The 20086-nt window shown below is 69.1% G+C and carries 22 protein-coding genes; 14 read left to right on the plus strand and 8 right to left on the minus strand.

What is annotated here, in order from left to right; translation table 11 throughout:
* Position 1: 1 nt before the first annotated feature.
* Positions 2 to 742, plus strand: a complete 741-nt coding sequence (locus QRN21_RS10360) for a hypothetical protein (protein ID WP_285363967.1) — start codon at positions 2 to 4, stop codon at positions 740 to 742.
* A gap of 44 nt (positions 743 to 786) precedes the next feature.
* Here QRN21_RS10360 and QRN21_RS10365 read toward each other — a convergent pair whose 3' ends face one another.
* Positions 787 to 1398 carry a TetR/AcrR family transcriptional regulator gene (locus tag QRN21_RS10365; RefSeq protein WP_285363968.1) on the minus strand — a complete coding sequence of 204 codons (612 nt, stop codon included), beginning with the start codon at positions 1396 to 1398 and terminating at the stop codon, positions 787 to 789.
* Between the two features lie 70 nt (positions 1399 to 1468).
* Between QRN21_RS10365 and QRN21_RS10370 the strand changes: the two genes are divergently transcribed.
* The 4 genes from QRN21_RS10370 to QRN21_RS10385 all read left to right on the plus strand — a co-directional run bounded on the left by QRN21_RS10370 (position 1469) and on the right by QRN21_RS10385 (position 4415).
* On the plus strand, positions 1469 to 2782 hold the full coding sequence (locus QRN21_RS10370) for an MFS transporter (RefSeq protein WP_285363969.1): 1314 nt from the start codon (positions 1469 to 1471) through the stop codon (positions 2780 to 2782).
* A 34-nt stretch (positions 2783 to 2816) separates the two neighbouring features.
* Entirely contained in the window at positions 2817 to 3254 is a 438-nt protein-coding gene (gene arfB / locus QRN21_RS10375; RefSeq protein WP_072591703.1) for an alternative ribosome rescue aminoacyl-tRNA hydrolase ArfB, read from the plus strand.
* A 67-nt stretch (positions 3255 to 3321) separates the two neighbouring features.
* Positions 3322 to 3684, plus strand: coding sequence for a helicase HerA domain-containing protein (locus QRN21_RS10380; RefSeq protein WP_285363971.1), 363 nt, complete (start codon positions 3322 to 3324; stop codon positions 3682 to 3684).
* Positions 3633 to 4415 (plus strand): ATP-binding protein, encoded by a 783-nt coding sequence (locus QRN21_RS10385; RefSeq protein ID WP_285363973.1) that lies wholly within the window; start codon positions 3633 to 3635, stop codon positions 4413 to 4415. Before QRN21_RS10380 ends, QRN21_RS10385 begins: the two co-directional genes overlap by 52 nt.
* Before the next feature lie 21 nt (positions 4416 to 4436).
* Here the strand turns inward: QRN21_RS10385 and QRN21_RS10390 are convergent, their stop codons facing one another.
* The 3 genes from QRN21_RS10390 to QRN21_RS10400 all read right to left on the minus strand — a co-directional run bounded on the left by QRN21_RS10390 (position 4437) and on the right by QRN21_RS10400 (position 8283).
* Positions 4437 to 5384: a DUF1214 domain-containing protein gene (locus QRN21_RS10390; protein ID WP_285363975.1), complete on the minus strand. Its 948-nt coding sequence runs from the start codon at positions 5382 to 5384 to the stop codon at positions 4437 to 4439.
* Positions 5385 to 5447: 63 nt separating this feature from the next.
* A complete protein-coding gene (locus tag QRN21_RS10395) occupies positions 5448 to 7523 on the minus strand; it encodes a bifunctional lysylphosphatidylglycerol flippase/synthetase MprF (RefSeq protein WP_285363976.1) in 2076 nt (691 codons plus the stop codon).
* Positions 7524 to 7527: 4 nt separating this feature from the next.
* The gene (locus tag QRN21_RS10400; protein WP_150115106.1) at positions 7528 to 8283 is read right to left on the minus strand and encodes a hypothetical protein; all 756 of its coding nucleotides are present in this window, start codon (positions 8281 to 8283) and stop codon (positions 7528 to 7530) included.
* A 102-nt stretch (positions 8284 to 8385) separates the two neighbouring features.
* Between QRN21_RS10400 and QRN21_RS10405 the strand changes: the two genes are divergently transcribed.
* On the plus strand, positions 8386 to 9453 hold the full coding sequence (locus QRN21_RS10405) for a PQQ-dependent sugar dehydrogenase (RefSeq protein ID WP_285363978.1): 1068 nt from the start codon (positions 8386 to 8388) through the stop codon (positions 9451 to 9453).
* A gap of 27 nt (positions 9454 to 9480) precedes the next feature.
* On the opposite strand, the gene QRN21_RS10410 is transcribed toward QRN21_RS10405, so the two are convergent.
* Positions 9481 to 10470: an oxidoreductase gene (locus QRN21_RS10410; RefSeq protein ID WP_285363979.1), complete on the minus strand. Its 990-nt coding sequence runs from the start codon at positions 10468 to 10470 to the stop codon at positions 9481 to 9483.
* A gap of 49 nt (positions 10471 to 10519) precedes the next feature.
* Here QRN21_RS10410 and QRN21_RS10415 point away from each other — a divergent pair, with 49 nt between their 5' ends.
* On the plus strand, positions 10520 to 10921 hold the full coding sequence (locus QRN21_RS10415) for a MerR family transcriptional regulator (protein ID WP_056279678.1): 402 nt from the start codon (positions 10520 to 10522) through the stop codon (positions 10919 to 10921).
* 15 nt (positions 10922 to 10936) lie between these two features.
* Here QRN21_RS10415 and QRN21_RS10420 read toward each other — a convergent pair whose 3' ends face one another.
* Together QRN21_RS10420 and QRN21_RS10425 are read right to left on the minus strand one after the other, a co-directional pair.
* The gene (locus QRN21_RS10420; RefSeq protein WP_285363982.1) at positions 10937 to 11155 is read right to left on the minus strand and encodes a DsbA family protein; all 219 of its coding nucleotides are present in this window, start codon (positions 11153 to 11155) and stop codon (positions 10937 to 10939) included.
* A 286-nt stretch (positions 11156 to 11441) separates the two neighbouring features.
* Positions 11442 to 11858: a hypothetical protein gene (locus tag QRN21_RS10425; protein WP_285363983.1), complete on the minus strand. Its 417-nt coding sequence runs from the start codon at positions 11856 to 11858 to the stop codon at positions 11442 to 11444.
* An 88-nt stretch (positions 11859 to 11946) separates the two neighbouring features.
* Between QRN21_RS10425 and QRN21_RS10430 the strand changes: the two genes are divergently transcribed.
* The 3 genes from QRN21_RS10430 to QRN21_RS10440 are packed head-to-tail and all read left to right on the plus strand — an operon-like array spanning position 11947 to position 14863.
* Positions 11947 to 12315 carry a PLD nuclease N-terminal domain-containing protein gene (locus QRN21_RS10430; RefSeq protein ID WP_053097541.1) on the plus strand — a complete coding sequence of 123 codons (369 nt, stop codon included), beginning with the start codon at positions 11947 to 11949 and terminating at the stop codon, positions 12313 to 12315.
* Positions 12312 to 13976, plus strand: a complete 1665-nt coding sequence (gene menD, locus QRN21_RS10435) for a 2-succinyl-5-enolpyruvyl-6-hydroxy-3-cyclohexene-1-carboxylic-acid synthase (RefSeq protein WP_056279681.1) — start codon at positions 12312 to 12314, stop codon at positions 13974 to 13976. The genes QRN21_RS10430 and menD overlap by 4 nt, the downstream gene beginning before the upstream one ends.
* A gap of 44 nt (positions 13977 to 14020) precedes the next feature.
* Positions 14021 to 14863 (plus strand): polyphosphate kinase 2 family protein, encoded by an 843-nt coding sequence (locus tag QRN21_RS10440; protein WP_285363984.1) that lies wholly within the window; start codon positions 14021 to 14023, stop codon positions 14861 to 14863.
* A 22-nt stretch (positions 14864 to 14885) separates the two neighbouring features.
* Here QRN21_RS10440 and QRN21_RS10445 read toward each other — a convergent pair whose 3' ends face one another.
* Complete coding sequence (locus tag QRN21_RS10445) at positions 14886 to 16166, minus strand: isochorismate synthase (protein WP_056279686.1); 1281 nt, start codon at positions 16164 to 16166, stop codon at positions 14886 to 14888.
* A gap of 62 nt (positions 16167 to 16228) precedes the next feature.
* Between QRN21_RS10445 and QRN21_RS10450 the strand changes: the two genes are divergently transcribed.
* Genes QRN21_RS10450 through QRN21_RS10465 form a run of 4 tightly spaced genes read left to right on the plus strand, consistent with a single transcriptional unit; the run spans position 16229 to position 20047 of the window.
* The gene (locus QRN21_RS10450) at positions 16229 to 16792 is read left to right on the plus strand and encodes a DUF402 domain-containing protein (protein WP_056279688.1); all 564 of its coding nucleotides are present in this window, start codon (positions 16229 to 16231) and stop codon (positions 16790 to 16792) included.
* A gap of 56 nt (positions 16793 to 16848) precedes the next feature.
* Positions 16849 to 17508 carry a ubiquinone/menaquinone biosynthesis methyltransferase gene (locus QRN21_RS10455; protein ID WP_222839434.1) on the plus strand — a complete coding sequence of 220 codons (660 nt, stop codon included), beginning with the start codon at positions 16849 to 16851 and terminating at the stop codon, positions 17506 to 17508.
* Positions 17509 to 17553: 45 nt separating this feature from the next.
* Entirely contained in the window at positions 17554 to 18615 is a 1062-nt protein-coding gene (locus QRN21_RS10460; RefSeq protein ID WP_053097535.1) for a polyprenyl synthetase family protein, read from the plus strand.
* Positions 18616 to 18673: 58 nt separating this feature from the next.
* A complete protein-coding gene (locus QRN21_RS10465; protein ID WP_053097534.1) occupies positions 18674 to 20047 on the plus strand; it encodes an FAD-dependent oxidoreductase in 1374 nt (457 codons plus the stop codon).
* The last annotated feature ends 39 nt before the right edge of the window (positions 20048 to 20086 follow it).

Raw genomic sequence — 20086 nt, forward strand, 5'->3', positions numbered from 1 at the left:
AGTGGAAGCTTCGCCCCTCGAAGACGAGGCTTATGAGTTCGCAGTCCAGTTGATGCTCCGCCTTTCAGAGATACTGCCCACTGGACACTTGGGATTCACGGCCGACGCTTCAACGGAGCCGGACGGATCGGCCCGCATTGCTATTGCCTCGGTGTTTGCGGGTGGCATCCCGCTGACGATTGAAGAACGTCCGGCGCTGCAACTAGAGGTGGACTACAAGCTCATGATGAGTCCCAACTCGTCGCGAGCCACTGTCGTCGGATCGACGTTCCTCGTGCGTCCCTTCGAAGTCGGACGTCCGCTGTTCACTGTTGATTACGTCCGAGACGCTCGCTCGAACACTCCCGCGGCGCACTACAATCTGCACTTCGAGCATGGATCGATCGGAGCAGAGCTGCTTCGGACTGGGGCGACTAGGCGCGGCAAGATCCACCAGAAGGGGGTCCGGGCTGGCAGGGCCCCGCGATTGGCCGACTTACACTTTCCAACGGGCGGGCATCGCTTTCGCCTCTGCCTCGAGGACATAGTCGAAATGCTGTGGATCGAATTCGGCATTGACGTGAAGTCGACCGCCAAAGCCGCCATCTGTGAAGGGCGAGAGCGCTGGCGAACCATGCAGCTCCGCGCGGCTGTGTCGGACGACCCCCGGTCTGCGGCCGACGAACTTCGAGCCCTCGGGTACGTCGTCGAGGATCCCGCGATTTCGCGGTCGCGAAGAGTCGATCGCATCCACGCGATCTAGTCGAACGCCAGCGTTGTTGACCGCTGGTCGACTTTCTGACGCAGTCAGTCCTCGCCGGTGATCCGCGCTTCGACCGGCGCCCATCCGTTCTCGAGCACGGTGAATCCGGCGGCGAGGATCCCGAGCTGGTCGTCGCTCTCGTTGACGAGCAGCTGCATCTGCAGCACGAACCGCGAGTACACGCGGATCTCCGGGGTGGCCAGGGTCAGTCCCAGTTCGACCGCGATCGCATCCGCGAGCGCGTCCTCGTGTCGCAGCCACATCCGGGCGGCGTACTCACGCAGCGCCGGCGTCTCGTTGAGGAACCGCGAGAAGACCTGCGACACCTCCGCGCCGTGCTCGGCGAGGTTCGCGTGCACCTCGGCCGTGTAGAAGTCGTGGATCGCGCGGTTGATGGTGACGCCCGGGGCGCGGTCGCGAACGGCGGAGACGAGCCGGTCCCGCTGCTCGTCGTCCTCGTCGAAGACGAGCGCCTCCTTCTGCGGAAAGTGCGCGAACACCGTCGTCGGGGAGACGTCGGCCGCGTCCGCGACCTCGCGGATGCTGACGTTGTCGAACCCGCGCTCGAGGAACATCATCGTCGCGACATCGGAGATGTTCTTGCGCGTCGCGGCCTTCTTGCGCTCGCGGCGACCGATCGGCTCAACGTTCGTCATGCGTCCACGATATCGCGAACCCGATCCGAAACTGGCTTGACAACAAAACTGGTATTGATACATTTTCGAAGTGACTTCACTAAACACATCGCTCGCGCGCAGCGACAAGCGCGCCTGGACCATGCTCATCGTGCTGACGATGCTCACCGTCGTCGGCATGACCGTCGTGCTTCCTGTCCTGCCGTTCGTCGTGCTGCAGTACGTGTCGCACGAAGGTGACCTCGCCATCTGGGTCGGCATCCTCGAAGCGATCAACGGCCTGTGCGCCTTCCTGGTCGCCCCCTTCCTCGGTCGCCTGTCCGACCGCTTCGGGCGGCGACCGGTGATCATCGCCGCCGCCTTCGGAGCGGCGTTCGCCATGGCGCTGTTCGGCATCGGGGGAGCGATCTGGGTGCTCGTGCTCGCGCGGGTCATCCAGGGACTGACCGCCGGCGACCTTCCGGCCCTCTTCGCCTACCTCGCCGACATCACGCCGCCCGAGAAGCGCGCTCAGCGGTTCGGTCTGCTCGGTGCGCTCTCGGGAATCGGCATGATGATCGGACCCGCGATCGGCGGACTGCTCGCGGCCGTCAGCCTGCAGCTGCCGGTCTTCCTCACCGCAGCCGTCGCCCTCGTGATCGCGATCCTCAGCATCTTCCTGCTGCCCGAGAGCCTCGCGCCCGAGAACCGGATCGAGCGCATCTCGGTGCGCGAGATCCAGCCGTTCGGCGTCTTCAAGGAAGCGTTCGGACGCAAAGAGCTGCGTGGTCTGATGATCGGATTCGGCCTCCTGGCGCTCCCGTTCGGCTTCTTCGTCAACAACTTCAGCGTGCTCGCGCTGGACTCGATCCAGTGGGGGCCGACGCAGATCGGTCTGCTCACGGCAGGCGTCGGCATCATCGACATCCTCATCCAGGGCGTGCTGCTCGGCATCCTGCTTCCTCGCATCGGCGAGCGCGGCGTGATGATCAGCGGCATCGTGGCGCAGGCGATCGGACTGGCCGGGCTCGCTGTCGTCGCGTCGATCTTCGCGCAGCCGTGGGTGTTCATCGTCGGTGCGCTGATGCTCGCCGCAGGGCAGGGCGCCTCGACCGCGGCGATGGACGGAGCCATGTCGAACGCGGTCGGCGACGACGAGCAGGGCTGGCTCGGCGGAGCGACGCAGTCGCTCAACGCCGCGATGAACACGGCGGCCCCTCTGATCGCCGGTGCGCTCTATGTCACGGTCAGCCATGCGGCTCCCTACTGGCTCGGCGTCGCGCTGATGATCGTCGCCGTGATCGTCGTGTCCCGTGCGCACATCGCGAACACGGCGAAGAAGGATGCGCGGACGCTGGATGCAGGGGCAGAAGTGGAGGCAGGCGCGAGAGGCGTCCCGGTCGCGGTCACGGACGCCCGCAGCTGAGACGCAGGCTCCGCAGCCGGGGGATGATGGACACATGCCCAGTCCTCATCGCCCCGGTCTGCGGGTCTCGTCGGGTCTCACGATCCCCGAGGCCGAGCTGTCGTGGCGTTTCTCGCGGTCGTCGGGCCCCGGCGGACAGGGTGTGAACACGGCGGACTCGCGGGTCGAACTCCTCTGGGATGCCGCGGGCAGCACGGCGCTCACCCCGCACCAGCGGGATCGCCTCCTCGATCGGCTGAGCGGGCGTCTCGTGAACGGCGTGCTGACCATCGCCGCATCCGAGCACCGCGCCCAGCTGCGCAACCGCGACGCCGCACGTGAACGACTCGCGAGCATCGTCGCCGAGGCGCTGCGTCCGCCGGCACCGCAGCGCCGCGCGACCAAGCCGAGTCGAGGGTCGAAAGAGCGGCGGCTCAAGGCGAAGCAGCGGCGCACCGATGTCAAGCAGCTGCGCAGGCGCCCGAGCGACTGACCCGCGCATCGCACCGACAAGGTGAGGTCCGCTTTCGCCACCCGCCCTCTGCAGGCACTCTGAGTTCATGACCGCACTCAGCATCGGCACGCCTCTCGACAGCGGGCTCGGAACCGTCACCCTCGATCCGCGGCGCTTCAACCGGCACACCTTCTGGTGCGGCCAGAGCGGCAGCGGCAAGACCTACGCGCTGGGCGTCGTGCTCGAGCAGCTCCTGCTCGAGACCGAGCTGCCGATGCTGATCCTCGACCCGAACGCCGACTTCGTGCGGCTGCAGAGCACGCGGCCGTCCGCGGCCCCGCATCACGCCGAGCGCATCGCGCGGACTCCGACATCCGGGTGTTCCGCTCGGGGCGCGTCGAGGGCGAGCCGTTGCGCGTGCGCTACATCGATCTGTCGCCGGCATCCAAGGCAGCCGTGCTGCGGATGAGTCCGATCCAGGATGCCGAGGAGTACAACGTCCTTCTCCATCTCGATCAGAACGCGAGGCTGCTCGGCTCGGATCGCATCGTCCCCCACCTGCGCGACGGCGGGCACGACGCCCGCAACAGACTCGCCGACCGCATGGAGAACCTGCAGGTGCTGGAGTGGGAGCTCTGGTCCCGCGGCGAGCCGTCGGTCGTCGACGTGATCGAGCAGCGACCGCGGGTGACGGTGCTCGACCTCGGCGGATTCGACCACCCCGCCGAACCGAAGGTCGCAGCCCTCGCGGTGCTCGAGCACCTGTGGGCTCGTCGCGAGGAGCGAAAGCCCCTGCTCATCGTGATCGACGAGGCGCACAATCTGTGCCCTCCCGACCCGCGCACCGAGGTCGAGCGGGCGCTCACCGAGCAGCTCGTGCAGATCGCCGCCGAGGGTCGCAAGTTCGGGCTGTGGCTGTTCCTGTCGACACAGCGGCCGACGAAGATCCATCCGAACGTGCTCTCGCAGTGCGACAACCTCGGTCTGATGCGCGTCAACGCGCCGCGCGACCTGGCGGAGCTGGCCGAGGTGTTCGGCTTCGCGCCGGAGGCGGCGATCCGCAGGTCCCAGACCTTCACACAGGGTCAGGCCCTCTTCGCCGGGGGGTTCATCGCCGAGCCGACGTTCGTGCAGATGGGGGAGCGACTGACGGAGGAAGCGGGCGGCGACGTCTCGGTGCCGCTCCGCTCGACCCCGTAGAGCCACCCCTCGGGTGCGGGATCAGCTCGCCGTGAGCGCGGGGAACGACCACGTGCCGTCCAGCACTTCGGGTCGAGGTCGGTAGAGACGCACCAGGTAGTTCCACCCTTGCGTGAGGGGAAGCACGTTGGGCAGTGCGGGGTAGCCGCCGAAGCGCACGGTGATCGACCCGTCCGGATCCCGCACGCCCGTCACGCTGTTGACGCTGTATGCACCGGCGTCGTTCGGAGCGAAATAGCCTTGCGCGTCGTACAGCGAGACGGACCAGAAGCCGTCCACCGGCACATCGCCGACCCGCAGCGTGTACTCGCCGACCGGGAGCCGGGGATCGACGTTGAGGTAGAAGGCCTCGTTCTCGGGCAGACCGCCCCAGGCGGCTGCGGTCCCCAGAAGGTGCCGCACGGGGTCGACGTCCTCGGCTCGACCGAAGCAGCGCTCCAGACCGCCGAGGCCCTTCGCGAGGGTGAGGAGCGCCTGGCGGGTCTCGGCGAAGCTCGATTCGTCGTAGGCCGGCGCAGCGAACTCCCGCGCGCCGGTCGAGCTCACAGCGAGTTCGTCCTGGAGGGCGTTCACGATCGAGACATCATCAGGATCCTCGGAATCCACCAGGATGCGAGTGGCCGCGAGCACGAAATCGGAACCGAGGTCTTCGGCCGAGAGCGAGTGGACGCCGGGGTCGTGCAGCACCTTGTCGATGTAGTGGCCCTCGTTCACCAGCATCACCGAGACGTACCGGTCGCCGGCATCCGGCACGGTGATCGTCGCCCCTTCGGAGATGTCGATGATCGCAGCGCTGTAGAGGGTGTCGCGATTCATCCTGATCACGGTCTGCTGGTCGATCGGCGTGGGCACTCGATAGTGGTTCCACCGGTTGGAACCGTCGGCCGACGCCGCGATCGCGGCGAACATGCGGGCCGTCTCGATCTCGGCGAAGTTCGCGAACGTGACGGGAACGGAGGTGTCGGTCATGGCTTCATCCTGGCGCTGCCGGTCTCGGCGAGCGCGGAATCATCGCCTCAGGAAGGTGAGGCCTCAGTCCTTGCTGCCGCGCACCAGCTCCAGCCCCGCTCCCGCGAACTGCCTCAGCGTCGCATCCGGCAGGAACGCGCGGGTGAGCGCTGTGCCGATCGCCGCGAGATCGCTCTCGTCGCGGAAGAGCAGATACATGGTCTCGTACCGCGGGTGGAACTTCTGCTTGAAGCGGTGCAGCGAGCCGAAGCCGTACACGGGCTCGAGCGCTTCGGCGAGGCGTTCGCTGAGGACGGCGATGATGCCCGCGTCCGGCGGATAGTCGTGCGCGAGCGGAGCACCCGAGAGCGACATGATCTCGGCACCCTCCTCGGAGAACTGCTTCGCGGACGAACCGATCAGGTACTCCATGACGGGTGCGAAGCCGCCGTCGCGGCGGCGCATCAGGTCGAGCGTCCAGCCGCGCACGACGCCGCCTTCGCCATAGACCGGCAGCCACGAGAGGAAGCCGTCGACGTCACCGTTCGGGGCGATCGCGAGAGCGAGTCGCACCTCGCGGTCCTCCGCCTCATCCAGCGTGCCGAGAGTGAACCGCATCTCAGGCAGGTCCTTGTCACCGACCCATGCCTCGGAGATCGCACGCAGCTGCTGCCGTACGCCCCACGATTCGTCCGCCAGGCGCGTCATCCGGAAGGTCATCTCCTCGCGCCCCGCCCGATTGAGAGAGCTGCGCACCGAGTTCCAGCGCTTGCCGGTGAACTCCAGACCCGGCAGGTCGACGATGGTGTCGTCGGCGACGACCAAGCTGCGCCAGCCGGCGGGCACAGCGGCCCGGGTGGCGTCGTCTGCACTGAAGAAGCACGGGACGAGGCCCGCCAGCTCCGCCGTGCGGATGAACTCCGTGACGGCGACCGCGCGGGATGCGGGCGGCCCGATCGGATCCGCGAGCGCGAGCGCCACACCGGCCCGTCGCTGGTAGGCGACGATCCCGGCATCGCTGCGGGCGTAGCTGTTGCCCTCCCAGGTCGTCATCCACGACAGGGTGCCCCCGCCGTGCGCGCGCAGCTCGGTCTTCACGTCGTCGACCGTGGGGGCGGGCTGGATGCCGAGGAGAGACTTGCGCTTCGCCCGGAACGCGCGGCGCACGGCGATCAGGTAGACGAGCAGGATCACCCAGAGGAAGCCGTTGGCGAGCGCGAGCTCCGTCTCGCCGTCCCACCGCAGATCGACCTGCGCCTGCGAGAACACCGTGATGAGGATGAGGACCAGAGCTGCGACCAGGATGTTGAAGAGACCGAGCAGCATCACGAGAACCCACGCCCAGCGACGGCCGCGCAGGAGTCCGTTCACGAGCACCACGATGACGACGAGGTCGAGCGCGAGGTCGATGAACCCTCCCGACGCGGGCTCGGTCGGGCCGAACGGGCCGTCGGTGGCGACGAGAGTCGTGATGATCTCGACCGCTCCGAGCACCATGAGCGAGATCACGGCGATCAGACGCTGCTCTCGCACCGTGGTCCGCTGCACACGCAGGGTGCGGTCGACGACGAGGATGAGCAGCACCGCGAGCAGGTGCTCGAGATCGGCGACCGCACCCCAGAACAGCATCGCGATGAACACGAAACCGAGCAGCACGAGCCAGCCGCGCACTCGCCATGGCGGGCGGAAGAGCCCGATCGCGGCGGCGATGCACGCCATGGTGCCGCCGGAGGCGCCGACATCGAGCGCCTGGGCCTGCTCCTGAGCCCAGGCCCAGGGCAGTTGCGAGGCGACGAACAGCACGAGCGCGGTGGCGAGGATCGCGAAGAGCTGTCCGACCCAGTAGTACGCGAGGGCGACCCTGGTGCCACGTCGGTATTCGAGATACGCCATGCCCCAGAATCCCGAGATCGTGAACAGGTACACCCACGGCTCGTTGACGAAGAACGTGCCGGTGAGCGGCGTCCACCACATCCCCTGCGCGAGGTTGGGCAGGCCGTATGCGACGGTGCCGAACAGGTCGGTCTTCTCGAACGGGGTCCACAGGCCCTGCCAGATCACGCCGACGGCGAGGATCACAGCCACCATCGCGAGGGTGGCAGGAATGCGCCGCAGTACGGCGGCGACGGGATGCGATGTCGGGGTTCGCGCCTCGGTCATGCGCTCAGCGTAGCGACCGACCGTCGCCTTCCGGAGTGGAACGTCGTGGCGCGTGATGGCTCCATGCCCAGCGGTAGCCGACGCCGCCGAACGTCATGAAGCCGGCGGCGAGCACCAGTCCGGCGACGATGCCGAGCGCGATCGCCCCGGCGAAAGCGCCGCCACCCGCGATCACGGCCGAGCCGACCAGCATCCCCACGACGCAGGCGTTCACGACGATCAGCAGCATGACCGAGCTGCCGAGCAGGATGCTCAGGCGACGGGGACGGAGGAACGAGTACGTGCGCTTCATCCCCGGTTCATCGTCGTGCGGCGAGGCGAGGAAGACATCGGCGACCTCCGGATCCAGGTCGACGTACGCGCCGCGGATGCGGTTCATCGCGACGACGTACATCATGTCCTCCTCCGACACGTTCATCACGCGCACCTGGGTCATGAAGCCGATGACCGCGAGGAACGCGAGGATCGCGAGTGACGCGCCGCCGAACCACCCGCCGAAGTCCGACGCCTGCCCCAGCAGTCCGATGGTCACGAGTCCGGCGGAGACGAGGGTCAGGAAGATCGTGATGCGCGACAGCACCTCGCTCTGCGCGGTGCTGCGGGCGGCGAGAAGCCCCCAGTGCTCGGTGGCGAGAAGCTGCGCACGGCGGCCCAGCACCGCATCCGACTCCCCGCTCGTCCGTGGCGGCGCGACATCGTCGTGCGGCCCTGCCGGCCCCTCCGCAGGCACGGGCTGCTCCACGGAAGCGCCCTCGTTCATATCGGTATTGTGCTCCTGCATCCGACTCTCCGAAATGGGTTCATCGGCACGCACACCCGGTCGACGCTGTCGCTCGGCGTCGATTCCGCGTTGGATGGAGTCATGTCCGCGCACCGATCCGATCGCTCCTCGACGACACGTCGGCGCGCATCCATCGCGTCGATCACGGCGAGCGTCGCCCTGCTCGCTGCCTGTGTGGCGCAGCCGACGTCGACGTCGGTGTCGGGGGCGGAGTCGTTCACGGAGGATCTCGACGCCCCCTGGTCGATCGCATTCCACGGCGACGTGCCCCTGGTGAGCGAGCGCGACACCGCCCGCGTGCTCGAGATCGCCGAGGACGGCGAGGCGCGCGAGGTCGACGTGATCGACGGGGTCTCGCCGGGTGGCGAGGGAGGCCTGCTCGGGCTCGCGGTGCACGACGGCGAGCTCTACACATACGTCACCGCCGACGACGAGAACCGGGTCGAGCGGCGGCCGATCGTCGGAGCCGCCGGTGCGCTGTCGCTTGGACCCGCCACCACTGTGGTCGACGGCATCCCCGCCGCGGGAAATCACAACGGCGGGCGCATCGCGTTCGGCCCTGACGGGATGCTCTACGTCACGACGGGCGATGCCGGCGACGGCGACAGTGCGCAGGATCTCGACGCGCTGTCGGGCAAGATCCTGCGCCTCACTCCCGCGGGTGAGGTGCCGCCCGACAACCCGTTCGATCAGTCGCCCGTCTACAGCTACGGACACCGCAACCCGCAGGGCATCGCCTGGGATGCCGAGGGCACGATGTATGCGAGCGAGTTCGGACAGGACACCTGGGACGAGCTCAACGTCATCGAGGCCGGCGGCGACTACGGCTGGCCCGAGGTCGAGGGGATCGCCGATGACGACGAGCACATCGATCCCGTGCAGCAGTGGAGGCCCGACGAGGCGAGCCCGAGCGGCATCGCTGTCGTCGGCGCGGACATCGTGATCGCCACGCTCCGCGGCGAGCGGCTGCGCGTCGTGCCACTCGATGACCTGACCTCCGGCACCGAGCGGTTCGTCGGGGAGCTCGGCCGGCTGCGCGACGTCGTCGCCGGACCGGACGGCATGCTCTGGGTGCTCACGAACAATACCGACGGACGCGGAAGCCCCTCGCCCGGCGACGACCGCATCCTCCGTCTCGCCGCCGACTGACGGCAGCAGCCCGACGCGGGCCGCCGCTCAGGCGAAGCCGTCGACTCCGATCGCCGTGACCGAGAGCGCCCACAGCCGCTCGGCGGCCTCGGGATCGATCGCCCAGTGCTTCACGCCGCCGGTCGTCATGTCCGTGTGCTCGGGCGGGACGATGCCCTTGATCGAGCAGTCCTCGCAGTACGCGCCGCTGCGATCGGCCAGCTCGGAAGCCGTCGCGGCCCAGAGACCCGTCGACGCTCCCTCTGCCGGAGTCTTGAAGCGCGGGTTCGGCGTGCCGTTTTCGTCGATCCAGCCGCGTGAGATCAGCTCCTCACGGGGCACGTGCCTCTGCAGGTCGGTCATGATCCCGCCCGGGTGCACCGAGAAGGCGAGGATGCCACGGGCCGCGCCACGACGGGCCAGCCCGACGGCGAACAGCGCGTTCGCCGTCTTCGACTGCCCGTAGGCGACCCACGGGTCGTAGGGCGTCGTCTCGAAGTCGATGTCCTCGAATCGCACAGGGGAGCGGAAGTGCCCTCCCGAGGAGTAGGAGACGACGCGAGCGCCCTCCGGCAGCAGTTCGGCCACTCCGTTGACCAGGGCGAAGTGGCCGAGGTGGTTGGTGCCGAACTGCGACTCGAAGCCCTGCGCGGTGTGACCGAACGGGGTGGCCATGATGCCGGCGACATCGAGCACGAGATCGATCGGGCGTCCGTCGCGACGGACGGTCTCGGTGAACGCTGCCACCGAGTCGAGGTCGCCGAGGTCGGCGCTGCGGACGTCGACCGCGTCGATCCCTGCGAGCGCCTCCTGCGCGGCGTCGAGACGACGCGCAGGCACGATCACGTGCACTCCGGCATTCGCGAGCGCACGCACCGTCTCGAGTCCGAGTCCCGAGTATCCGCCCGAGACGATCGCGGTCTTGCCCGAGAGGTCGACCCCGGCGATCACCTCGGCCGCAGTGGAGCGGTAGCCGAACTCCGAGGCGAGGGGCTGCTGACGGGCGATCATGTCGAGAGGGGGGAGTGCATCTGTCATGCTCCGACCGTACGATCTAGAGTGCACTCGAAGTCAAGGAGGAGTCCTCGTGGAGGATGTGATCGACACGACGCGCACGTTCAGCATCGGCGAGCTCGCCCGTCTGGCCGGCGTGAGCGTGCACACGCTGCGCTGGTACGAGGCAGAAGGGCTCTTCCCTCGCGACGTGCCGCGCACCCCCGGCGGTCGGAGGGTCTACGCGCACGACTCGCTCGCGTGGCTCGCGCTGCTGGCGCGACTGCGCGAATCCGGCGCCCCCATCGCCCTGCTGCGTGAGTACGCCGCCCTGGTGCGCGCCGGCAGCGGCAACGAGGCCGAGCGTCTCGCCCTGCTGCGCGCGCACGAGCGCTCTCTCGACGCGCAGATCGAGACGCTGATCGCCTGCCGTCAGGTCGTCAGCGCGAAGGCGGGCGCGTACCAGGAGGCGCTCCTCGCCCGAGGACTCCTCTGACGACGGCTCTGCGGGCTACTGCTCCACGGCCTTCTCCAGAGCCGCTTCGAGGTCCCCCCACGCCTCCAGCACCACGGGCTCGCCGTCGATGAAGAAGCTGGGGGTGCTGCGCACTCCGAGCCGCTCGCCGTCGCTCCTGTCGGCCTGCACGCGATCGAGCGTCGCCGGGTCGGTGATCGCCGCATCGTAGGCGGCCATGTCGAGTCCGAGCTCGGCCGCGATTCCCCGGAACACCTCGGGCGTCTCCTCGGACTTCTCGCCCCACCGGTCCTCCGTCGTCGAGGACGTGCGAGTCGGTGCGCACTGTCTGCCGCTTCTCACCCTCGGGCGACAGGGGTTATGCGGGGCGCTGCGACAGGGCGTAGGCGACGCCGACGATCGCGAGGACGATCGCGGCGGCGACGGTGATCAGGGCCACCTTGACAGGGGTCTTCATGGGGTTCTCCAACGGTTCGGATCAGGCAGGGTGAGTGAGCCGCGACGAGCGCGGCCGGGGTCGCCGACGAGCGGCGTGCCTGATTCAGGTGAGGGAGACCGAGAGCTGAGCGAGGGTGAGCGCGGGGACGTGCAGACGAGGACCGGCGCGGCTCGGAGCCGAGGCGCGCACCACCGCAGCGCGACCGATCAGCGGCGCGCCTCTGACGGAGCGCAACGAGAGCAGCACGAGGAAGACGCAGCAGAGCGCCGCGACCATGACGATCCCGGCGTCGTCCGATGGAGCGGACTCGACCACGCTCGTCTCGTCGTGGTGCGCCGTGACCGACGCGACGCTCGCGCCCGGAGCGAGGCACAGCGTCGTGTGCGCATCCGCCTTGCCGTGCGACGCCGACCACGCGCCGATCACGAGCAGCAGGGCGAGGCCGAGGGCGAGACCGACCCGGAAGATCAGCATCCGCTCGACGCCCTGGTGACGCAGCGGCATCGACGGGGCAGGCATGGTCCGCGCAGTCTAACAATCGGGCATCGGCGCCCGCGCTGAGCGCCCAGGCAGATCCACGCGTCACAGACCCGCCTACACTGGAGGGGTGGCGAGACTGTTGATCGTTGGCGGCTTCCTGGCCGCCATATTCTGGGTGTACAGCATCGTCGACTGCGCAGTGCAGCCGCCGACGCGACACCGGGGCGTGCCCAAGGCCGCCTGGATCGCCATCGTCATCCTCATCCCGGTCATCGGGGGCATCCTCTGGTTCACGATCGGCCGACGCCGCGCGAACGACAACGGCGGAGCGATCACGATCATCGCGCCCGACGACGACCCCCAGTTCCTCCGCAGCATCAGCAAGAGCGAGCAGGATGCGCGCATCCGCCGTCTCGAGGAGGAGCTCGCTCGTCTCGAGGACGAGACCGACGACGGAGCCGCACCGGACGGTACGGCGCCGGACGCGCGTCCGTGACGTCATCGCCCGCGACGGATGCTGCGGCATCCCTGATCGCCGACCTGATCGGCCACGGCGTGCGCGATCTCGTGCTCTCGCCGGGGTCTCGATCTCAGGCGCTCGCGCTCGCCGCGGTGCATGCCGCGAATCAGGGGCAGCTGCGTCTGCACGTGCGCATCGACGAGAGGGTCGCAGGATTCACCGCGCTCGGTCTCTCGCGTGAGACGGGTGTGCCCGCGGCGGTGCTCTGCACTTCGGGGACCGCTGCCGCCAACCTCCTTCCCGCAGCGATGGAGGCCTTCCACTCGGGGGTGCCGCTGCTGCTGCTGACGGCCGATCGGCCGCCCGAGCTGCGCGGAGTGGGAGCCAATCAGGCCACCATCCAGCCGGGCATGTTCGCCTCCTGGGTGCGCGAGCAGATCGATGCCCCCGTGCCGGGCGACGGTGACTGGGCGGGTCTCGCGATGCGCGCCGTCGCCGCGGCGATGGGCGCGGATGCCACCCACGGTCTGGCCGGTGTCGCCGGCCCCGTGCACCTGAACCTGCCGTCGCGCGAGCCGCTGTCGGGCGACGTCCCGACCGTCGACATCGTGCCGGGCGACGTGCCCAGACCGGTGGCGGCAGAAGCGCTCCTGCTCGAGCGGGGGCCGCGCACGGTCGTCATCGCCGGCGCCGACGCGGGGCCGGATGCCGAAGAGATCGCGCACGCCGGATCCTGGCCGTTGATCGCCGAGATCGTCAGCGGTGCGCGCTTCGGCCGCCAGGTCGTGCACGGCTATCGCGCGCTGTTGGGCGACGACGAGCTGGGCGGTCGCATCGAGCGCGCCGTCGTGCTCGGGCACCCGACCCTCAGCCGTGAGGTGGCTCGCCTGCTGTCGCGGCCGGATGTCGACGTGATCGCCGTCCGACGTGGCGGCGAGGCTCTCGATCTCAACGGCCGCACGACGGCCGCGGCGTCCGTGTCGGTCGCACCCGGCGTCGCCGACCGCGAGTGGCTCGGTGCGTGGCTCACGGCATCCGCGGCTCACGCCGTCGATCTCAGCGAGCGGGCGCCCGACCAGGACGGTCTCACGTCGACCGATCCGTCAGCGCGGCGCGACGCGGTGAAGGCCGAGCTGGCGGCGGTGCGCCGGCCGCTCGACCGTGAGCTGCTCGCCGACGCCGTCTGGCGGGCGACCTGGCCGCACGATCGACTCGTCTTCGGCTCGTCGCGGCTCGTGCGGGTGGCCGATGCGGTGCTCGGTGGCAAGAAGGTCCCGGTGCACGCCAACCGCGGGCTCGCGGGGATCGACGGCACGATCGCCACCGCCACGGGCATCGCGCTCGCCAGTCAGGCCGGGGGAGCGCCCGGGGTCACCCGCGTGCTGCTCGGCGATCTGACTTTCCTGCACGATGTCGGCGCCCTGCTGCTCCCGCCCGACGAGCACGAGCCTCGCATCCAGGTCATCGTGGGCAACGACGGCGGCGGCACGATCTTCGACGGCCTCGAGGTCGCGGGCACGGCGGATCGGGCCGATCTCGATCGCGCGTTCTACACGCCCCATGCCGTGCGGCTCGAACAGCTGGCACTCGCCTACGGATGGGAATACCAGCGCGTGACGACCCGCACGGCACTCGACCAGGCCCTCACCACCCCGGCCGGTGGCCGTCAGCTGATCGAGGTCCCGCTGTCCCGCTGAGGATCTTCGCCTCCGCTGCGGATGCGCAGTGGCAGGATGAACGCATGACAGCGCATGAGTGGGCCAAGGCCCTCCAGGTCGGCAACGGATTCCGCCTCTCCGACCTCGATCCGCAGAGCACACCCGGCTACAGCGGCGCGAAAGCCGACGGCAAGCGCGATCTCGAGGCGGGCCTCGACGAGCTCAATCAGCTGCAGGAGCGGCTCTTCGCCGAGAGCCGCGTCGGCGTGGCGAAGGACTCGGTGCTGCTGATCCTGCAGGCGATGGACTCCGCGGGCAAGGGAGGCATCGTGCGCCACGTGGTCGGCGGGGTCGATCCGCAGGGCGTCGCGCTCACGGCGTTCAAGGCGCCGACCGACGAAGAGCTCGAGCACGACTTCCTGTGGCGTGTGTCCAGGCGCCTCCCGGAGCCCGGGTTCATCGGCGTCTTCGACCGCTCGCACTACGAGGACGTGCTGATCGGTCGGGTGCGTTCGCTGGCCCCGGCGGACGAGATCGAGCGCCGGTACGACGCGATCAACGAGTTCGAGGCCGCGGTTGCCGCATCGGGCACGCGCATCGTCAAGGTCATGCTGCACATCTCGCCGGACGAGCAGAAGTCGAGACTGATGGAGCGGCTCGAGCGACCCGACAAGCACTGGAAGTACAACCCGGGCGATGTCGACGAGCGACTGCTGTGGGACGACTACATGGCGGCGTATCAGATCATGTTCGAGCGCACCTCGACCGAGGCGGCTCCGTGGCATGTGATCCCGGCGAACCACAAGTGGTTCGCCCGCCTCGCCGTGCAGGAGCTGCTGCTCGACGCGCTGCAGCGGATCGATCCGCAGTGGCCGGCGGCCGACTTCGATGTCGACGCGGAGAAGGAGCGGCTCGCGGCGAGCTGACCGCGGCCGGTCCGGGCGCGGGTCAGGCGAGCGCGTCGACCAGCGGACGGAACTTGACCCGGGTCTCGAGCAGCTCGGACTCGGGGTCGGAGCCCGCGACGATGCCTGCGCCCGCGTAGGCGGTGACGGCGATGTCGGTCTCGGCGGGGGTGAACTGCGCGCAGCGCAGCGCGATCGCCCACTCGCCGTTGCCGGCCGCGTCGACCCATCCCACCGGACCGGCGTACCGTCCACGGTCGAACGGCTCGAGCTCGCGGATCGCCGCGATCGCCGCAGACGTCGGGGTGCCGGCCACGGCGGCGGTCGGATGCAGGGCCCCGACCAGGTCGAGTGACGAGCCGCCATCGGCCAGCTCGCCCTCGACGTCGGTCGCCAGGTGGAAGAGGTTCGGCAGCTTGAGCAGGAACGGCTGCTCGCTCGCCGCCAGTGCGCGGGTGTGCGGACGCAGCGAGGCCAGCACGCTCTGCACCGCGTACTCGTGCTCGTCGAGGTCCTTGGTGCTGGAGGCCAGGTGGCTGGATGCGACGGTGTCGGCATCCGCGTCGGCTCCGCGACCGATCGTTCCGGCGAGCACGCGGGCGGTGACGGTGCGCTGCTGCACGGTGACGAGGGTCTCGGGACTCGCGCCGATCAGCCCGTCGACAGCGAACGCCCACGTGTCGGGGTATCCGGTCGACAGCGCGCGCACGAGTCGACGCAGGTCGGAACCGGCCGGGATGCTGCCGGTGAGGTCGCGTGCGAGCACGACCTTGCTGAGCTCGCCGGCGGCGATGCGTTCGAGTGCCTGGCGCACCGAGTCCTGATAGCCCTGCGGGCTCTGGGCACCGGGGCCGACGGTGCCGGCCCAGTGCGGGCCGTAGGCGATCGTCGCCGCTTCTGGCCGCGGCTCGGTTGCAGTGGGCCGCGGCGCGGGCGCGGGTGCCGACGCCGAGCGCATGCGGGTGATCCAGGTGCGCCCGTGGTGTCGACCGATCACGAGCGCCGGCACGACGAGGATGCTGTCGGCGGCGGAGTCCTCGTCGAAGGTCAGCGCACCGAAGGCGACCAGTCCGGAGCCGGGGAGCCCGAGCTCGTCGTCGATCTCGGCATCCTGCGCGAGCTCTCGCCATGCCCGAGCGATCGCAGCGGATCGCAGGGCCGCTGCGCCGGCGGGGATGCGGACCGTCTCGACGATGGCGTCGCCGACGGCGACGATGCCGTCGCCGCGGCGCAGCCAGGCGAGAGGCCGCGACGGGTCGGCGTAGGCCAGGAGATCCTCGACCGGATCGATCTCACGGGTCTCCACGACCAGCCTGCTGCTCACCCCTCCAGCCTAGTTCGTCACCCGTCGACCGGGATGTGAGAGGCCACGCCTACGCTGAGTGCATGAGCGACGTCCGCCCCGCACCCGGCACCGAGATGATCTTCCAGTGGCGCAAGTGGGACGGGTCTCCGCACTGGCGTCATGAGTGCGTGTACCTCGGCGCCGACGAGTGGGGCGACTGGCTCGGCCAGCCCGTCGGCTGGTCGAGCGCTCGACCGGGCGCGGGCTACATCGCCGAGGCCCCCAATGTCACGCTCGTGCCGAGGCGGTCCGACTTCGCCCTGACCGTGAACCGGGACCACCCGAAGGGCATGCGGATCTACATCGACATCGGATGGGAGGTGCGCTGGTCGGACGACCCGCTCCTCGCCGTCGGCATCGACATGGACCTCGACGTCGTGCGGGTCGAGGGTCCGCGCGGCACATGGGTCGACGACCGCGACGAGTGGGCCGAGCACAGCGTGAGCTACGGATACCCCGCCGAGATCATGGCCGGACTCGAGGCTCTGGCCCTCGATCTCGAGCGGCGGGTGCGAGATCGCCTCGCCCCTTTCGACGATGCCACGCCGGATCTCTGGCTCGACCGCCTCGACGCGCTGCACCTCGCGCCTAGACTGGGCGTGTGACCTCGAACGAAGCCAACCGCGCCGATCTCGGCAAGGACCCCGCCCGCGTCAGCGGCATGTTCGACCAGGTCGCCGCGGGCTACGACCGGACGAATACGGCGATGACGGTCGGCAACGACGCGCTCTGGCGCGCGGCCACGACGAGGGCCGTCGCCCCGAAGCCGGGGGAGAAGATCCTCGACCTCGGTGCGGGCACCGCGTCCTCGTCGGCATCCCTCGCCCGCAGCGGTGCGCAGGTCGTCGCCGCCGACTTCTCGCCGGGCATGCTCGCCGAGGGGCAGCGCCGCCACGGCAGCATCCGCAATCTCTCGTTCGTGCAGGCGGATGCCACCGATCTGCCGTTCGACGACGGCGAGTTCGACGCCGTCACCATGTCGTACGCGCTGCGCAACGTCAACGACCCGAAGAAGGCGCTGCGTGAGCTGCTGCGCGTCACGAAGCCGGGCGGTCGTCTGGTGATCAACGAGTTCTCGACCCCGCCGGGCTCGGTCTTCCGCGCCGCGTACCGCTTCTACAACTCGCAGGTGCTTCCTCGGGTGGCTCGCGTCGCCGGCACCAACGGCGACGCCTACGACTACCTGAACGAGTCGATCCGTGACTGGCCCGACCAGAAGAAGCTCGCCGCGTGGATCCGCGAGGCCGGGTGGACCGAGGTCGAATACCGCAACCTCTCGTTCGGTATCGTCGCGCTGCACCGGGCGTTCAAGCCCGCGTGAATGCGACGCGCGTACCCGCCCAGCTGACGACGGTAGGCTGAGACCGTGACTTCGAGCCGCGTAGCCCCGGGTTCGCGACTGGCGAGCCGTCTCGGTTTCAGCGACCGTGTCTTCATCGGCACCGCCGGTCGACGCATCGCGCAGGCGATCGAAGACGGGCTCGAGCTCGTCGAGACCGGTCTTGCCGACGACGTGCGTGTGGCCGATCCGCTCGCCGATGCCGCCAGCCGCTATCTGTACGAGGCGGGAGGCAAGCGCATCCGCCCCGTGCTGACGCTGCTCGCGGCCCAGCTCGGCGACGGCAACACCGATCAGGTGATCGATGTCGCGAAGGCGCTCGAGATCACCCATCTCGGCTCGCTGTATCACGACGACGTCATGGACGGTGCGGATCGCCGTCGCGGAGTGCCCGCGGCGCAGACCGTGTGGGGCAACAACATCGCGATCCTGACCGGCGACATCCTCTTCTCCCGTGCGAGCCAGCTGATGTCGCGTCTGGGTGAGCGGGCCATCCGGCTGCAGGCCGACACCTTCGAGCGCCTCGTCCTCGGACAGATGCACGAGACGATCGGCGCTCAGCCCGACGATGATCCCATCGAGTTCTACCTCCAGGTGCTGGCCGACAAGACCGGCTCTCTCATCGCCGCGGCGACGCAGGGCGGCGTGATCTTCTCCAACGCACCGTCGGAGTACGAAGAGCCGCTGCGCGTGTACGGCGAGAAGATCGGCGTCGCCTTCCAGCTGCTCGACGACGTGATCGACCTGTCGGCGAAGCCCGAGGACACCGGCAAGGTGCCGGGCACCGACCTGCGGGCCGGGGTTCCGACGATGCCGTACCTGCTGCTGAAGGCCGAGGCCGATGACGCCTCGATCGGTCTCGCCGCTCGCATCGACGACGGGGTGGCGCGCATCGCCGAAGGGGCCGACCCCGCGATCCTCGACGGACCGCTGACCGAGCTCCGCGACCACGTCGGAACGCAGAAGACCCTCGCGCTCGCGCACTCCTGGACCCAGGATGCGATCGACGCGCTCGCCCCGCTCCCGCGTGGCACCGTGCGCGAAGCGCTCACTCGTTTCGCAGAGACCCTCGTCGAACGCTCCAGCTGATCGCATCGCGGCCCTCGGCCGCGTGCGCCGGGCGTGACGGCATACGAAAGGACCCCTTATGACCAAGCTCAGACTGGCCATCGTCGGAGCGGGCCCCGCCGGCATCTACGCAGCAGACATCCTGCTGAAGGCCGAGCGCAAGTTCGACGTCTCCATCGATCTCTTCGAGCAGCTCCCCGCCCCCTACGGCCTGGTCCGCTACGGCGTCGCACCCGACCACCCGCGCATCAAGGGCATCGTCAACGCGCTGCGCGATGTGCTCGACCGCGGTGACATCCGGCTGTTCGGCAACGTGCGGTTCGGCGAGGACATCACCCTCGACGACCTGAAGAAGCACTACAACGCGGTCATCTTCGCCACCGGCGCGATCCGTGACACGACGCTCGACATCCCCGGTATCGACGCGGTCGGCGCCTACGGGGCAGCAGACTACGTGAGCTGGTTCGACGGCCACCCCGATGTGCCGCGCGAGTGGCCGCTCGACGCCGCATCCGTCGGTGTGCTGGGCAATGGCAACGTCGCTCTCGACGTCGCCCGCATGCTGGCGAAGCACGCCGAAGACCTGCTCGTCACCGAGGTGCCGGAGAACGTCTACGAGGGTCTCAAGGCGAGCGCCGTCACCGATGTGCACGTGTTCGGACGCCGCGGACCCGCTCAGGTCAAGTTCACCCCGCTCGAGCTGCGTGAGCTCGGCGAGCTGCGTGACGTCGACATGGTCGTCTACGACGAGGACTTCGACTACGACGAGGCGTCGAAAGACGCGGTGGCCAGCAACAAGCAGGTCATGGTGATCGACCGCATCCTGCAGTCGTGGCGCAAGCGCGACTCGGTCAACAATGCGGGAGGCACGGCATCGCGTCGTCTGCACCTGCACTTCTGGGCCCGCCCGGTCGAGGTCCGCAAGGACGACGCCGGTCGTGTCGCGGCCCTCGTCTACGAGCGCACGAAGCCCGACGGGCAGGGCGGTGCCGTGGGCACGGGCGAGATGCGCGAGGTTCCGCTGCAGGCGCTCTACCGCGCCATCGGCTACTTCGGCTCGCCGCTTCCGGGCGTCCCCTTCGACAAGAAGCACGGCGTCATCCCCAACCGCGAGGGCCAGGTGCTCGCCAAGGACTCGAACCAGCAGATGCCCGGCATCTACGCGACAGGGTGGATCAAGCGCGGACCGGTGGGCCTGATCGGCCACACCAAGTCGGATGCCATGGAGACCGTGCGGCACATCATCAACGACCAGGGCTCGTGGTGGCACCCGGAGGACCCGTCTGAAGAGGCGATCCCCGCCCTGCTGCTCGAGCGCGGTGTGAAGTGGACCGACCTCGAAGGCTGGCACCGGCTCGACGAGCATGAGGTCGCTCTCGGTGCGCCGCACGAGCGCGCGCGCGTCAAGGTCGTGCCGCGTGATGAGATGGTGCGCGTCTCCCGCGGAGAGTGACCGACGCCGGATCGTTGTCGGCACCCGGTGCGCCTGCGG

This window comes from Microbacterium sp. LMC-P-041 (assembly GCF_030209555.1).
Classification (GTDB): Bacteria; Actinomycetota; Actinomycetes; order Actinomycetales; family Microbacteriaceae; genus Microbacterium.

Bases quoted from the DNA above. Each gene is read 5' to 3' on its own strand.
- QRN21_RS10365 (WP_285363968.1), bottom strand. From the start codon at position 1,398: ATGACGAACGTTGAGCCGATCGGTCGCCGCGAGCGCAAGAAGGCCGCG.
- arfB (WP_072591703.1), top strand. From the start codon at position 2,817: ATGCCCAGTCCTCATCGCCCCGGTCTGCGGGTCTCGTCGGGTCTCACG.
- QRN21_RS10380 (WP_285363971.1), top strand. From the start codon at position 3,322: ATGACCGCACTCAGCATCGGCACGCCTCTCGACAGCGGGCTCGGAACC.
- QRN21_RS10390 (WP_285363975.1), bottom strand. From the start codon at position 5,384: ATGACCGACACCTCCGTTCCCGTCACGTTCGCGAACTTCGCCGAGATC.
- QRN21_RS10395 (WP_285363976.1), bottom strand. From the start codon at position 7,523: ATGACCGAGGCGCGAACCCCGACATCGCATCCCGTCGCCGCCGTACTG.
- QRN21_RS10400 (WP_150115106.1), bottom strand. From the start codon at position 8,283: ATGAACGAGGGCGCTTCCGTGGAGCAGCCCGTGCCTGCGGAGGGGCCG.
- QRN21_RS10405 (WP_285363978.1), top strand. From the start codon at position 8,386: ATGTCCGCGCACCGATCCGATCGCTCCTCGACGACACGTCGGCGCGCA.
- QRN21_RS10410 (WP_285363979.1), bottom strand. From the start codon at position 10,470: ATGACAGATGCACTCCCCCCTCTCGACATGATCGCCCGTCAGCAGCCC.
- QRN21_RS10425 (WP_285363983.1), bottom strand. From the start codon at position 11,858: ATGCCTGCCCCGTCGATGCCGCTGCGTCACCAGGGCGTCGAGCGGATG.
- QRN21_RS10440 (WP_285363984.1), top strand. From the start codon at position 14,021: ATGACAGCGCATGAGTGGGCCAAGGCCCTCCAGGTCGGCAACGGATTC.
- QRN21_RS10450 (WP_056279688.1), top strand. From the start codon at position 16,229: ATGAGCGACGTCCGCCCCGCACCCGGCACCGAGATGATCTTCCAGTGG.
- QRN21_RS10455 (WP_222839434.1), top strand. From the start codon at position 16,849: ATGTTCGACCAGGTCGCCGCGGGCTACGACCGGACGAATACGGCGATG.
- QRN21_RS10465 (WP_053097534.1), top strand. From the start codon at position 18,674: ATGACCAAGCTCAGACTGGCCATCGTCGGAGCGGGCCCCGCCGGCATC.